Source organism: Kitasatospora sp. NPDC048715 (assembly GCF_043198905.1).
GTDB classification, from domain to species: domain Bacteria; phylum Actinomycetota; class Actinomycetes; order Streptomycetales; family Streptomycetaceae; genus Kitasatospora; species Kitasatospora lactacystinica.
The window spans coordinates 272,372-285,216 of record NZ_JBICVH010000003.1 but is presented as its reverse complement, the minus strand read 5'-3'; the positions used below and the strand labels follow the sequence as shown (position 1 = coordinate 285,216).

Sequence of the window (12,845 nt, the reverse complement as noted above, 5' to 3'; positions counted from 1 at the left end):
GTGACGAGGGGATTTCACCAGGCCGGGGCTGGTGGGACGGATGTGGCAGACTCGCCCGTCGGCACGGAGGAGGGGACCAGGTGGATCGCGAGGCGCTGACCGCGCTCTGGGAGCGGCGGTGGCCCGGCACGGAGCCCGTCGGGCACGAGATCGACAGCCGGGCGCGGGACGTCTGGGTGCGCTTCCACAGCCTGCCGGAGTCCAAGCGGTACCCCGACGACGAGCGCGAGTACGCGATCGTCCTGGAACGCCACAACACCGTGCTGGACGAGCTGTTCGCCGGCGCCGAGGTGTACGTCCTCACGCCCAGGTGGACGAGCAGGACGAGCGTCCCCCGGATGCGCCGGGACGCGAGGCACTGGCGCACCTGGCTCCAGAGCGACGACCCCGAGCCGGAGTTCCGCACCTACTGCCACGTCTTCGTGGAACGGCGGCAGTGGCGGCGGGGCGGCCTGGACCGGCTGCTGCGCCGGGTCGCCGACGAGCGGGAGGCCGGGGTGATCGTCACGGACACCGGGATGCGGCGGCTGTACCACCCGTACGACGGCGGCGCGGACGTCCACCTGGCCACGCCGGAGGAGCGCGACCGGTTGAAGGAGCGGCACGCCGACTGGCTGTCGCGGCACCCGGACGGCTGGTGAGCGGCGGGTCGGGGCGAAGGCTTGCCGTGGCCGCCGTCCGCCCCGCAGAGTGTCGGGAGCGCGTTGACGATCACGCGCGCCGGCAGCTCGGCTGCCGCAGTGGGCAAGGGAGCGGGACATGGCCGTCAGTCTGAGCAAGGTCGAGCGGAGCGCGCCAGGGCTGGTGAGCCTCTACAAGACGGCCGGCGCCTCGGTGGAGCGGCGCGGGCTGAACGGCCAGCGGGTGGCGGTGTACCTGGTGGTCGACTACTCCGGTTCGATGCGGCCCTACTACAAGGACGGCAGCGTCCAGGCGCTCGCCGACCGGGTGCTGGGGCTGTCGGCCCACCTGGACGACGACGGGAGCGTGCCGGTCGTCTTCTTCTCCACCGAGGTCGACGCCCAGGCCGAGATCGCCCTGGCGGACCACGCGGGCTGGATCGACCGGATCGTCGCGGGCCTCGGGCACATGGGGAAGACCAGCTACCACCTGGCGATGGACGCGGTGGTCCGGCACTACCGGGAGAGCGGGGCCACGGCGCCGGCCTTCGTCCTGTTCCAGACGGACGGCGGCCCGATCAGCAAGAGCGCGGCGGAGAAGCGGCTGTGTGAGGCGGCGACGCTGCCGATCTTCTGGCAGTTCATCGGCTTCGGGGATCCGGACGGCAAGCAGTTCGACTTCCTGCGGAAGCTGGACGAACTGCCCGTCCCGGAGAAGCGGCCGATCGACAACGCGGGCTTCGTCCACCTGGGGCGCGATCCCCGGACGGTCTCCGACGAGGACCTGTACGACCTGCTGCTCTCCGAGCTGCCGAGCTGGCTCGCGGCCGCCCGGGCCCAGGGCATCGTCCCGGAACAACCGGCGCCGCAGCCGCAACCGCAGCCGAAGCCGAAGGCGAAGGCGGCCCCGGCGGCCCCGTCGTCGGAGCGCCGGGGCTTCTGGGCCACCCTGACCGGGGGCCCGGGGAAGCGCAGCCGGCGCGGTCAGGCGGTGAGGCGGGGAGGGGCGGGCTTCGACGGCCTGGACGAAGGCGGTCCGTGAGGAACGGTGTCGCCGCCGTCTACCGGGCCCCTGGCCTGGGCAGGCTCGGACGGACAGCGCCAGCGAAAGGGGCCGACGATGGCCGCAGTTCACGAATCCGTCCTCGACGCGATCGGCGGGACGCCGCTGATCCGCCTCGCCCGGCTCGGCGCCGGGATCGCCGCGCCGATCTACGCCAAGACGGAGTTCCTCAGCATCGGAGGCAGCGTCAAGGACCGCGCCGCACTGTCGATGGTGCTGGCCGCCGAGCGGGACGGCCTGCTGAGGCCGGGCGGGACGATCATCGAGGCGACCTCCGGCAACACCGGCATCGGCCTGGCGATCGTCGGCCGGCAGCGCGGGTACCGGGTGATCGCCGGGGTGGCGGACAAGGCGGCGGCCGAGAAGGCGGACATCCTGCGCGCGTACGGCGCCGAGGTGGTGCTCGCGCCGACCCTGGTGCCCCAGGAGGACCCGAGGCACCTGTTCAAGGTGGTCCAGCGGCTGGCCGAGGAGATCCCCGGTGCCTGGCTGGCCAACCAGTACGACAACCTGGCCAATCCTGACGCGCATGTCCGGACCACCGGCCCCGAGATCTGGGAGCAGACCGGCGGCCGGGTCACCCACTTCGTCGCGGGCGTCGGTACCGGCGGCACCATCACCGGTACCGGCGGATACCTGAAGGAGGTCTCCGGCGGCACGGTGACCGTGGTCGGCGCGGACCCGGAGTCCTCCTCGTACGGGGGCGGGGACGGCAGCCCGTGGTTCGTCGAGAGCATCGGGCACTTCCTCCACCCCGAAACCGTCGAGGACCGCTGGCCGCAGGCCTACCGGTCGGAGGTGATCGACTCCTTCGAGCGGATCCGGGACCGCGAGTCGCTGCTGACGGCGCGCCGGCTCGCGCGCGAGGAGGGCCTGCTGGCCGGCCCGTCCTCCGGCACTGCGGTCGCGGCGGCGCTGCGGGTGGCGCGGACGCTCGGGCCGGACGACCTGGTCGTGGTGGTGCTGCCCGACTCGGGCCGCTCCTACCTGTCCAAGGTGCACAGTGACGCGTGGATGCGGGAGTGGGGCTTCCTGGAGGACGAGGCGGAGGGCCTGCGCCCCTTGCTGGAGGCGGCCGGGCCGCTGGTGACGGTCGACGCCGGCACCACCGTCGGCGAGGCGGCCCGGGCGCTGCGGGACGCGCCGGGCGGCGTCGCCCCGGCGGTGCTGGCGCGGCCGGCGCGCCCGTTCGGGGTGAACGCGACCGAGGTGGCGGGCTCGGTGTCCCGGGAGGTGCTGACGGCGGCGCTCGCGGACGGCAGGGCCAGGCCGGAGGACCCGCTGGGCGGACTGCTCGGGCCGGCGCTGCCGACGGTCGGCGTCGGGCAGTCGGCGGCCGAGGCGCGGGCGGCGCTGGCGGGCGGGCGCCCCGCGGTGCTGGTGCTGCTGGACGGCCGGGTGGCGGGGCTGCTGACCAGGGAGTTCCTCGCGGACTGACGGTGCGTCAGCTGTCGCCCGCCGGCATCAGGACGGCGGAGATCACCCGGTCCAGGGTGCGGTCGAACGCCCGGTCCGGGTCCGCGGGCGGGCCCGCGGCGGCGAAGGCCTGGGCCAGGTGCGGGAATTCGCCGCTCGCCGCCGCCCGGCCGAGGTAACCGACCAGCTCGGACTGCCACTTGGCGCCCGCGGCCGCCGTCCGCTCGAACTGGGCGAACTGGGCGATGAAGCCGTTGATCAGGGCCATCGCCTCCATCCGGTCGCTCCCGCCGAGGCCGGTGGGGGCGGTGACGGCGAGGAAGTGGTCGGTGTAGCGCAGGGCGTTGGGGCCGATGCCGGGGCGGGCCAGCACCAGTGCGGGCAGCCAGGGGTGGCGGCGGAAGATGCCGAGCTGCTGGTGGGCGAGGTCGGCGAGGTCGGCCCGGACGTCGCCGCTCGGCGCTGACGGGAACCGGTACTCGGCGGTGGCCGCGTCGAGCATCAGGTCGAGCAGGTGCTCCTTCTTCGGCACGTAGTTGTAGAGCGACATGGTGCCCGCGCCGAGCGCCGCCGCGACCCGCCGCATGGACACCGCGTCCAGGCCCTCGGCGTCGGCGATCCCGATGGCCGCGGCGGCGATCGAGTCGCGGCTGTGGGCCGGGCGCGGGCCGCGGCCGGTGCGCTCGGGGCGCAGCCAGATCACTTCGGGGGCCTCGGGGGGCGTGGGCTTGCTGGACGCCGGCGCGGACCCGCCCGGTGCGGGCGTGCTGGACGGCGTGGGCTTGCTGGACGGCACTGGAAGATCACCTCGCTTTCCCCATCTTAGATACGTACGGCGTACGTAGTAGGATGCGCCTGCGCGCGCTTCTACGTACGCTGTACCTAGAGAGGGGCAGAGCCATGTCCGACACCGCCCGACCCGCCATCGAGATGGCGGGCGTGGAGAAACGCTTCGGCGCCACCGAGGCCCTGCGCGGCCTCGACCTCGCCGTCCCGGCCGGCACCGTCTGCGGCCTGCTCGGCCCCAACGGCGCCGGCAAGACCACCGCCGTCCGCGTCCTCGCCACCCTGGTCGCCCCCGACCGCGGCACCGCCAGGGTCGCCGGACACGACGTCGTCCGCGCCGCCGAGGACGTCCGCCGCGCCATCGGCCTCGCCGGGCAGCACGCCGCCGTCGACGAGGGCGTCACCGGCCGCGACAACCTCCGCCTGCTCGGCCGGCTGCACCACCTCGGCGCCCGCCGGGCCCGGGAGCGCGCCGACGAACTGCTCACCCGCTTCGGCCTCGCCGAGGCCGCCGACCGGCTCGTGCGCACCTACTCCGGCGGCATGCGCCGGCGCCTCGACCTCATCGCCAGCCTGGTCACCAGCCCGCCGGTGCTCTTCCTGGACGAGCCCACCACCGGGCTCGACCCGCGCAGCCGACAGGCGATCTGGGACACCGTCAAGGAGCTCGCGGACGGCGGCACGACCGTGCTGCTCACCACCCAGTACCTGGAGGAGGCCGACCGGCTCGCCGACGACATCGTGGTGGTCGACCACGGCGCCGCCATCGCCACCGGACCGCCCGACCGGCTGAAGGCGGCGATCGGCAGCCAGGTCTCCGTCACCCTGGCCGACCCCGGACAACTCGCCGCCACCGCCGTCGTGCTGTCCTCGATGACCGGGGGCGACGCCCGGGTGGACGTCGCCGAGCGGACCGTCACGGTGCTGACCACGCCCGGCGTGTCCGTCCTGCTGCCGTCGCTGGTCCGGGAGCTGGACGGCGCCGGGGTCGTCGCGCAGGACGTCGCGGTGCGGGCGCCCTCGCTGGACGACGTGTTCCTCGCGCTCACCCAGGAGTCCGCGGACGCCGGGAGGGCCGCCCGGTGACCACTGCGCACATCGCCCCGGCGCGACCGTCCGGCATCGGCCGGCTCGCCACCGGCAGCTGGACCTCGGTGCTCCGCGTCCTGCTCAACTACCGCCACTCACCTGGCCTGTTGGCCGCCTCCCTGGGCGTGCCGGTGGTGATGGTGGTGGTCTTCGGGTACGTCCTCGGCAGTGCCATGCAGGTGCCGGGCGGCGGCGACTACCGGGAGTTCCTGATGCCCGGCCTGTTCGCCATGGTGGCCACCAACGGCATCATGCCGACCATGGTCGGCGCCGCCCGCGACGTCTCGCGCGGAGTCACCGACCGGCTGCGCTCCATGCCCGTCTCCCGCACCGGGCTGCTGCTCGGGCAGACCCTCGCCGACCTGCTGGTCAGCATGGTCGTCCTGGCCCTGCTGGCCCTGGTCGGGCTCGCCACCGGCTGGCAGGCCCGGAACGGACTCGCCGACGCGGCAGGGGCGTTCGCGCTGCTGCTGCTCTTCCGATTCGTGATGACCTGGGTCGGCACCCTGCTCGGCCTGGCCGTCGGCAAGGAGGAGGCGGCCGGTCAGCTGTCCGTGGCGGTCTTCCCGCTGGCGATGATCACCAACGCGTACGTGCCGACCGGCGGCATGCCCGGCTGGCTGCGGTTCCTCGCCGAGTGGAACCCGGTCAGCTCCGTCGTCCAGGCCTGCCGGGAACTGTTCGGCAACCCCTCGGGGGCCGGTTCCGCCTGGCCCACGCAGCACGCCGTCCTCGCCGCACTGCTCTGGAGCGCCTTGCTGCTGGCGGTCTGCATGCCGCTCGCCGTACGGAAGTTCGCCACCCACGGGCGGTGATCCGCCGGGTTCCGGCACTCCCGCCAAATGTGCTGGACAGCGGAGCCGGTGTGGTCTTGGGTGGGGCGCCATGGAGTACACCCACCTCGGCCGCACCGGCCTGACCGTCTCCCGCCTCTGCCTCGGCACCATGAACTTCGGCCCCCACACCGAGGAGGCCGAGGCCCACCGCCTCATGGACACCGCCCACGAGCGGGGCATCAACTTCTTCGACACCGCCAACACCTACGGCCGCGACAGCGAGGGCAGGCTGCGGGGGCGGACCGAGGAGATCATCGGCCGCTGGTTCGCCAAGGGCGGCGGACGCCGCGAGCGCACCGTCCTCGCCACCAAGGCCTACGGCGACATGGGCGACTGGCCCAACGAGAGCAAGCTCTCCGCGCTCGCCGTCCGCAAGGCCGTCGAGGCCAGCCTGCGCCGCCTCCAGACCGACCACATCGACCTCTACCAGATGCACCACATCGACCGGGCCACGCCCTGGGAGGAGATCTGGCAGGCGATGGAGGTCCTGGTCGCCCAGGGCAAGGTCGTCTACGTCGGCTCCAGCAACTTCGCCGGCTGGCACATCGCCCAGGCCCAGGAGACCGCCCGCGCCCGCCACTTCCTCGGCCTGGTCAGCGAGCAGTCCCTCTACAACCTGCTCGACCGCGCCATCGAGCTCGAAGTCGTCCCCGCCCTCCAGCACTACGGGCTCGGGCTGATCCCGTGGTCCCCGCTGCGCAGCGGCCTGCTCGGCGGCGTCCTGCGCAAGGAGCGCGAGGGCACCCGCGACCGCAGCGCCATGCCCTACGTCAGCGACCTCCTCGCCAAGCACCGCGACCGCATCCAGGCCTACGAGGACTTCGCCGCCGAACTCGGCGCCGACCCCGCCGACCTCGCCCTCGCCTGGCTCCTCTCCCGCCCGGCCGTCACGGCCCCCATCATCGGCCCCCGCACCCCGGCCCACCTCGACGCCGCCATCGGCGCGTTCGACCTCAAGCTCGACCAGAAGACCCTCGACCACCTCGACGAGCTCTTCCCGGGCCACCGGCCCGCCCCGGAGGACTACGCCTGGTAGGCCGTCCGCGTCCGGCCCCGGCCCCTTCGTCGGGGGCCGGGGCCCCGCGCGCACCCGGGGGAACCGGCCGGGGACCGGTGGCCTCGGCAGTGGGTGGGCGTCAACCCGCCCGCACAGTAGCCGAATTGTGAGGGTGGCGAGCCTTGACCGGGCCGTCCGGCACTGGTCTAGTCACCGCTTACATGGGCAAGGGTACGGGGAGGCACAATTGGCCTTGTTCGCCAAGCCGCAGCCGGGCTACACCACCGCCGCCGCCACCGGCGACACCGTGGTGCTGCTGATCGGCATGCGGATCAACCGCTTCTGGGCCGTGCACCACTGGGGCCCGGTGATGTTCTCGATGCTCCGGATGCTGTACGACCTGCGCCGCGCCCCCGAGCGCGGCCTGCGCGGCCGCATCCTGCTGACCGCCTCGCCGCGCACCTACTACGTGGTCCAGTACTGGGAGTCGAAGGAGAAGCTGTACGGCTACGCGAGCGCGCCGGACGGCTTCCACCACACCGTGTGGGGCATCGCCAACCGCAAGCTGCGGGAGGGCAAGGCCCGCGGGCACGTCGGGCTCTGGCACGAGACGTACATCGCGCCGCCGGGCGGGTACGAGTCGATCTACTTCGACATGCCGCCGTTCGGCCTGGCCGGCGCCACCGGCTCGCTGCCGGTGGAGGCGCGCGGCCGGCACGCGGCGCAGCGGCTGGCCTACCGTGAGCCGGCACCGGAGCCGGAGACCGCTGGTTCGCAGCCGCAGCCGCAGCCGCAGCCGTCGGCCGGCCGGTCGGAGCCGGAGGCCGGTGGGGCGCGGACGGTGCCGGGCGGGGCGGGCGAGTCCGAGGTCGGGGCCGCGCCGGCCCCCGGTGCCTGAGTACGGCTGCGCCGGGAGTGTCGTGGGCCGCCCGGCCGCCGTGCCGTGAGAGCGTCGGGGAATGGTGGATCGGGGCGACGCGCGGCCGCAGGCGCCGGCGCGGTCGGTGCGGGTGGTGCACGAGGTGCCGTACCGCGCGCAGTGGGAGTCGGCGGAGCTGGTGCGGGAGATCGTCGACGGGCGGCTGGAGGCGTCCGCCGATCCGCGCTGGGGGCAGTCCGGCGCGGCCACCGCGGAGGAGTACGCGTGGTGGTCCTGGCGGCTGTGCGGGGTGGCCTGTCTGCGGATGGCGCTGGCGCACTGGTGGGGCGTGACCCCGGCGGCGCTGGCGCTCGCGGGCGAGTGCGTGGCGGCCGGCGCCTACCTGCGGGACGGTGACAGCCTGCGCGGGCTGATCCACGCGCCGTTCGCCGAGTACGTCGAGCGGCGCTGGGGACTGGCCGCGCGGGCACGGGAGTTGACGCCCGAGGAGGTGTCGTCGGAGGTGGCCGACGGCCGGCTGGTGATGGTCTCGGTGCACCCGTCGATCCGGGAGCCGTACGGGCCGGAGCCGGTGCGGCGTGGCGGGCACCTGGTCCTGGCGGTGGGTGCCACGGACACGGCGCTGCTGATCCACAACCCCTCCGGGTTCCCGGGGGAGTCGCAGGCCTTCGCGCGCGTGCCGTGGCGGTCGTTCGGGCGGTTCTACGCCGGACGCGGGATCGTGCTCGGCCCGCCCCGGGTCTCCTCGCCCTGACGTCGCGGAGCGGTCACTGGTTGTCCGGCAGTCCCATCGGGTTGATCGGCAGCCGGCCGCGACAGAGCGCCGAGATCGGCTTCAACGCCGCGGCGAGCCGGTCGAGTTCGGTCCGCGGGTAGTCGTCCCAGACCCGGGCCGCGGCCAGGTCGGTGGCGGCCTCCAGGGTCTGGTGACGGATCCGGCCGAGCTCGGTGACCGTCCCCTCGGCGGTCAGCCAGCCGCGCTCGACCAGGCGGTCGGCCGCCGCCTCCCACTCGGCGTCCGTCCACCCGCGCAGCGGCTGGAGCATCTCGCGCCGCATGTCCATCGCGCAGCGGACCACCAGCGCCTCGCAGCCGTCCAGCCCGGCCGCCACCAGGGCGGCCACGTGGCCGTCGCCGCGGTGCTCGCGCATCACGGTGGCGGCCTGCCAGAGCCGCTCGTACAGGCCGCTCGGGCGGGGCAGCGCGGCGTTGGCGGCGGCCAGCACCCGCCCGGCGCAGTCCAGCCGGGTGGCGGCCTGCTCCAGGGTCTCGGCGACCAGCTCGACCTGCTCCTTGTCCACGTGCTCCAGCAGCCCCTCCAGGATCGTCGCGGAGGCCTTCAGCCGGGCGGTCAGCGCCTCCTCCGGGCTCGCGTGGTTCCACACCTCCGGCAGGGCGCGCTCGACCATCGAGGGGGAGAAGTTGAAGAAGGCGGCGGTCACCGGCGGGGCGTCCACCGCGCCGAGCGGGGCCGATCGGGTGGCGAAGTAGCCGTGCAGGCGGCCGTGCAGACCGGCCTCCTCGAAGGCGGCGCGGCCCTCGGGCAGGAAGTAGGTGACGGCGTGCACCGGCTCGAAGAGCCACCACAGCGCGCGGGCGGGATGGACGAGATCGGTCATCGGGAGACCTTCCTCGGACGGAGCTCCGGGCGGGCCGGGGAGCTCGGCGGTCGGGACGGCCCGGCGGGAGCCGCGGCGGGCCGTGGCCCGTTCAAGGGCTGATGACCACGGCGGGGGCCCCGGTAATCCTGCCGGGGGTGTGATGACGGTCACGCCGAGGTGGTGCTGTGCGCCCGGCGGCGGTACGGCGCGGGATGATGGGATGAGGTGCCCGCTCCCGGGGGGCGCCCAGCCCCCGCAGGTCCTCGTACGAAGGTAGTCGGTCATGGCCCAGATCAACCCCAGCATCCTGTCCGCGGACTTCGCCCGGCTCGCCGACGAGGCCGAGGCCGTCCGGGGTTCCGACTGGCTGCACGTGGACGTCATGGACAACCACTTCGTGCCCAACCTGACCCTCGGCGTCCCGGTGGTCGAGTCGCTCGCCCGCGCCACCGACACCCCGCTCGACCTCCACCTGATGATCGAGGACCCGGACCGCTGGGCCCCGCAGTACGTCGAGGCCGGCGCCGGCTCGGTCACCTTCCACGTCGAGGCCGCCGCCGCGCCCGTCCGGCTCGCCCGTGAGATCCGCGCCAAGGGCGCCCGCGCGTCGATGGCGCTCAAGCCGGGCACCCCGATCGAGCCGTACGAGGACCTGCTGCCCGAGCTCGACATGGTGCTGATCATGACCGTCGAGCCCGGCTTCGGCGGCCAGGCCTTCCTGGACATCATGCTGCCGAAGATCCGCCGCACCCGGGAGCTGATCGCCAAGCACGACCTGGAGCTGTGGCTGCAGGTGGACGGCGGCGTCGCGGCGAACACGATCGAGCGCTGCGCGGAGGCGGGCGCGGACGTGTTCGTGGCCGGCTCGGCGGTGTACGGGGCCGAGGACCCGGCCGAGGCGGTCCGCAAGCTGCGGGACCTCGCCGACAAGGCGACGGCGGACGCCTGGTGGGCCTGCGGGCACTGAGGCCACCGGGCTGGTCGGGGCGGTGCCGGCACCGCCGGATGGCCGGGCGCGGGTGGAGGAACGCCGCGCCGTGGCGGATGATCGGTGACGATGTCCCCCGAGGACCGTGCCCGGCCCCTCTCCGTACGGTGGTGGAACCGCGATGAGCAACCTCGACCTCAGGCCCGCCCCGGCCGGCTGCGGCCGCGAGGCCAGCGCCGGCCCGGTGAAGGATCTGCTGACGGCCCGTCAATTCCCGCTCGGCGGAAGCGCGGTGGTCCGGCGCCTGCTGCCCAACCTGGGCCGCCGGATGGTGGGCGCCTGGTGCTTCGTGGACCACTACGGGCCCGACGACATCGCCGACGAGCCCGGCATGCGGGTCCCGCCGCACCCGCACATGGGCCTCCAGACGGTCAGCTGGCTCCACCAGGGCGAGGTGCTGCACCGCGACAGCCTCGGCAGCCTCCGGGCCGTCCGGCCGTACGAGCTGGGCCTGATGACCTCCGGCCGGGCGATCTCGCACTCCGAGGAGTCCCCGCGCCCGCACGCCCGTTACCTGCACGGCGCACAGCTCTGGGTGGCCCTCCCGGAGGCCGGCCGGAACATCGCCCCCGCCTTCGAGCACCACCCCGACCTGCCCGTGGTCACCGGCCGGGGCCTGCGCGCCACCGTCATCCTCGGCACCCTCGACACCGCCACCTCGCCCGGGACCACCCACACCCCGCTGGTCGGCGCCGACCTCGCCCTCGCCGACGGCGCGGACCTCCGCCTCCCGCTCGCCCCCGACTTCGAGTACGCCGTCCTCGCCATGTCCGGCCGCGTCGACGTCGACGGCGTCCCGGTCGAGCCCGGCTCCATGCTCTACCTCGGCTGCGGGCGCCCCGACCTCCCGCTGCGCGCCCACGGCGACGCCGCCGTGCTGCTCCTCGGCGGCGAGCCCTTCGACGAGCGGATCGTCATGTGGTGGAACTTCATCGGCCGCTCCACCGAGGAGATCGCGCGGGCGCGCGCCGACTGGACGACCGGCGACCGCTTCGGCGAGGTGCACGGCTACGAAGGCGAGCGGCTGCCCGCCCCGGAGCTGCCGGCCGTCCCGTTGAAGGCGCGGGGGCGCGAGCGCTGACCTGCGGACCGGTGTCGGCCCTTTGGACTCATCGGGCCGTACCCGCGGGAAGGGTGCCGCCGGCCGGCTCAGCCGGCGACGGCCGCTTCGGGTGAGGTGACCGCCTTGGCCGAGAGGGCGCGGCCGTAGCGGCGCAGCAGGAGGACGGCGGTGGTGGCGAGGCCGATGAGCAGGCCGAGCCAGAGGCCGCGGGTCTCGCCGCCGAGGGGGTAGGCGAGGAGCCAGGAGGCGGGCAGGCCCACGAGCCAGTAGCCGATCAGGGTGATGCGGAAGCCGCTCCGGGTGTCGTCGAGGCCGCGCAGCAGGCCGACGCCGATGTTCTGGGCGCAGTCGAAGAACTGCAGCACGGCGACGACGGCCAGGAGTCCGGTGGCGATCCGCAGGCCCTGCTGGTCGGCGGCCGCGCCGGGGTCGAAGTAGGGCCGCAGGACGAGGTCGGGCACGGTGAGGTAGGCGATGCCGACGAGGGTGGTGACGGCGGCGCCGCAGGCGAGTGCGGTGTTCTTGATCCGGCGGGCCGCGGCGTACTCGCCGAGGGCGAGTTCGCGGCTGACGTTGATGGAGGCCGCGTGGGAGAGGCCCACGGCGACCTGGAAGACGATGTAGATCAGCTGGTTGACGGCGGTGTGGGCGGCGAGCGCGGCGGCGCCGAAGCTTCCGGCGAGCAGGGCGGTGACGGAGAAGAAGCCGGCCTCGGAGCCGTAGGTGGCGGCGATCGGGGTGCCGAGGCCGAGCAGGCGGCGCACGGTGGGGGCGTCGGCGCGCCAGAAGTCCGGGCTCAGCAGGGGTGCGAGCTGAGGGTCGCGGCGGGCCGAGGCGTAGAGGGCGAGGAAGGAGAGCAGGTAGACGCTGCTGGTGGCGACGCCGATGCCGGTGAGGCCGAGTTTGGGCAGGCCCCAAGTGCCGTGGATGAACAGCCAGTTGAGTCCGGCGTTGATGGCGACGGAGGCGATGGTGATCTGCAGCAGGGCCTGGGGGCGGCGCATGCCGACGGTGAACTGGCGGATCGCCTGGAACCAGAGGCAGGGGACCAGGCCGGGGGCGAGGGCGGCGAGCATGCCCTGGGCGCGGTGGGCGACTTCCGCGTCCTGGCCGAGCCAGGTGGCGGCCTGGCCGATGAGCACCATCAGGACGGCGCCCGCGAGGCCGGCCAGGGTGGCGACGGCCATCGCCGCCCGGACCAGGCCGCGGACCTCGTCGCCGTCGTCGGCCGCGTCCTCGTCCCGTTCGGCGCGCGCGGCGGCGGCCGCGACCTGGTTGCCGACGGAGGTGACGAGGCCGACGCCCATGGTGCGCAGCTGGTTGAAGACGACCAGGGCGAGGCCGCCGGCCGCCAGGGCCTCGGTGCCGAGCACGCCCATCATGATGGTGTCGGTGGTGGTGAGGGCGACCTGGGCGAGTTGGGTGAGGGCGAGCGGGACGGCGAGTGCGGCGAGTGCGCGGCTGTCGCGGGCGAGGGTGGCTAGCTGCTGCATCGTGGGTGTCACG

Annotated in this window: 11 protein-coding genes and 2 pseudogenes; 10 read left to right on the top strand and 3 right to left on the bottom strand. The window is 74.3% G+C overall.

Annotated features, from left to right (window positions below; translation table 11 throughout):
• Nucleotides 1–80: 80 nt before the first annotated feature.
• The 3 genes and pseudogenes from ACGFSC_RS07930 (at nucleotide 81) to ACGFSC_RS07920 (ending at nucleotide 3,120) form a co-directional block, all read left to right on the top strand.
• Nucleotides 81–641 (top strand): hypothetical protein, encoded by a 561-nt coding sequence (locus ACGFSC_RS07930; RefSeq protein ID WP_359897377.1) that lies wholly within the window; start codon nucleotides 81–83, stop codon nucleotides 639–641.
• Between the two features lie 118 nt (nucleotides 642–759).
• A pseudogene (locus tag ACGFSC_RS07925) lies at nucleotides 760–1,470 on the top strand (vWA domain-containing protein); the annotation flags it as partial.
• A 270-nt stretch (nucleotides 1,471–1,740) separates the two neighbouring features.
• On the top strand, nucleotides 1,741–3,120 hold the full coding sequence (locus tag ACGFSC_RS07920; RefSeq protein ID WP_359897375.1) for a pyridoxal-phosphate dependent enzyme: 1,380 nt from the start codon (nucleotides 1,741–1,743) through the stop codon (nucleotides 3,118–3,120).
• A 7-nt stretch (nucleotides 3,121–3,127) separates the two neighbouring features.
• Here the strand turns inward: ACGFSC_RS07920 and ACGFSC_RS07915 are convergent, their stop codons facing one another.
• The gene (locus ACGFSC_RS07915; protein WP_359897374.1) at nucleotides 3,128–3,895 is read right to left on the bottom strand and encodes a TetR/AcrR family transcriptional regulator C-terminal domain-containing protein; all 768 of its coding nucleotides are present in this window, start codon (nucleotides 3,893–3,895) and stop codon (nucleotides 3,128–3,130) included.
• Between the two features lie 104 nt (nucleotides 3,896–3,999).
• On the opposite strand from ACGFSC_RS07915, the gene ACGFSC_RS07910 reads away from it, so the two are divergent.
• The 5 genes and pseudogenes from ACGFSC_RS07910 to ACGFSC_RS07890 all read left to right on the top strand — a co-directional run bounded on the left by ACGFSC_RS07910 (nucleotide 4,000) and on the right by ACGFSC_RS07890 (nucleotide 8,441).
• Complete coding sequence (locus ACGFSC_RS07910; protein WP_359897372.1) at nucleotides 4,000–4,971, top strand: ATP-binding cassette domain-containing protein; 972 nt, start codon at nucleotides 4,000–4,002, stop codon at nucleotides 4,969–4,971.
• Nucleotides 4,968–5,789 carry an ABC transporter permease gene (locus ACGFSC_RS07905; RefSeq protein ID WP_359897370.1) on the top strand — a complete coding sequence of 274 codons (822 nt, stop codon included), beginning with the start codon at nucleotides 4,968–4,970 and terminating at the stop codon, nucleotides 5,787–5,789. Before ACGFSC_RS07910 ends, ACGFSC_RS07905 begins: the two co-directional genes overlap by 4 nt.
• 70 nt (nucleotides 5,790–5,859) lie before the next feature.
• A complete protein-coding gene (locus ACGFSC_RS07900) occupies nucleotides 5,860–6,846 on the top strand; it encodes an aldo/keto reductase (RefSeq protein ID WP_359897369.1) in 987 nt (328 codons plus the stop codon).
• 214 nt (nucleotides 6,847–7,060) lie between these two features.
• Nucleotides 7,061–7,549: pseudogene (locus ACGFSC_RS07895) on the top strand (DUF4188 domain-containing protein); the annotation flags it as partial.
• A 217-nt stretch (nucleotides 7,550–7,766) separates the two neighbouring features.
• The gene (locus tag ACGFSC_RS07890; RefSeq protein ID WP_359897367.1) at nucleotides 7,767–8,441 is read left to right on the top strand and encodes a C39 family peptidase; all 675 of its coding nucleotides are present in this window, start codon (nucleotides 7,767–7,769) and stop codon (nucleotides 8,439–8,441) included.
• 13 nt (nucleotides 8,442–8,454) lie between these two features.
• Here ACGFSC_RS07890 and ACGFSC_RS07885 read toward each other — a convergent pair whose 3' ends face one another.
• Nucleotides 8,455–9,306, bottom strand: coding sequence for a hypothetical protein (locus tag ACGFSC_RS07885; RefSeq protein WP_359897366.1), 852 nt, complete (start codon nucleotides 9,304–9,306; stop codon nucleotides 8,455–8,457).
• Nucleotides 9,307–9,571: 265 nt separating this feature from the next.
• On the opposite strand from ACGFSC_RS07885, the gene rpe reads away from it, so the two are divergent.
• Together rpe and ACGFSC_RS07875 are read left to right on the top strand one after the other, a co-directional pair.
• Complete coding sequence (rpe, locus tag ACGFSC_RS07880) at nucleotides 9,572–10,255, top strand: ribulose-phosphate 3-epimerase (RefSeq protein WP_359897365.1); 684 nt, start codon at nucleotides 9,572–9,574, stop codon at nucleotides 10,253–10,255.
• 142 nt (nucleotides 10,256–10,397) lie between these two features.
• Complete coding sequence (locus tag ACGFSC_RS07875) at nucleotides 10,398–11,357, top strand: pirin family protein (protein WP_359897364.1); 960 nt, start codon at nucleotides 10,398–10,400, stop codon at nucleotides 11,355–11,357.
• A 68-nt stretch (nucleotides 11,358–11,425) separates the two neighbouring features.
• On the opposite strand, the gene ACGFSC_RS07870 is transcribed toward ACGFSC_RS07875, so the two are convergent.
• Entirely contained in the window at nucleotides 11,426–12,832 is a 1,407-nt protein-coding gene (locus ACGFSC_RS07870) for an MATE family efflux transporter (RefSeq protein WP_359897363.1), read from the bottom strand.
• Between the last annotated feature and the right edge of the window lie 13 nt (nucleotides 12,833–12,845).

Excerpts from the sequence above, each read along its gene's own strand:
- ACGFSC_RS07920 (WP_359897375.1), top strand. The coding sequence starts at position 1,741 with ATGGCCGCAGTTCACGAATCCGTCCTCGACGCGATCGGCGGGACGCCG.
- ACGFSC_RS07910 (WP_359897372.1), top strand. The coding sequence starts at position 4,000 with ATGTCCGACACCGCCCGACCCGCCATCGAGATGGCGGGCGTGGAGAAA.
- ACGFSC_RS07900 (WP_359897369.1), top strand. The coding sequence starts at position 5,860 with ATGGAGTACACCCACCTCGGCCGCACCGGCCTGACCGTCTCCCGCCTC.
- ACGFSC_RS07890 (WP_359897367.1), top strand. The coding sequence starts at position 7,767 with ATGGTGGATCGGGGCGACGCGCGGCCGCAGGCGCCGGCGCGGTCGGTG.
- ACGFSC_RS07885 (WP_359897366.1), bottom strand. The coding sequence starts at position 9,306 with ATGACCGATCTCGTCCATCCCGCCCGCGCGCTGTGGTGGCTCTTCGAG.
- rpe (WP_359897365.1), top strand. The coding sequence starts at position 9,572 with ATGGCCCAGATCAACCCCAGCATCCTGTCCGCGGACTTCGCCCGGCTC.
- ACGFSC_RS07875 (WP_359897364.1), top strand. The coding sequence starts at position 10,398 with ATGAGCAACCTCGACCTCAGGCCCGCCCCGGCCGGCTGCGGCCGCGAG.
- ACGFSC_RS07870 (WP_359897363.1), bottom strand. The coding sequence starts at position 12,832 with ATGCAGCAGCTAGCCACCCTCGCCCGCGACAGCCGCGCACTCGCCGCA.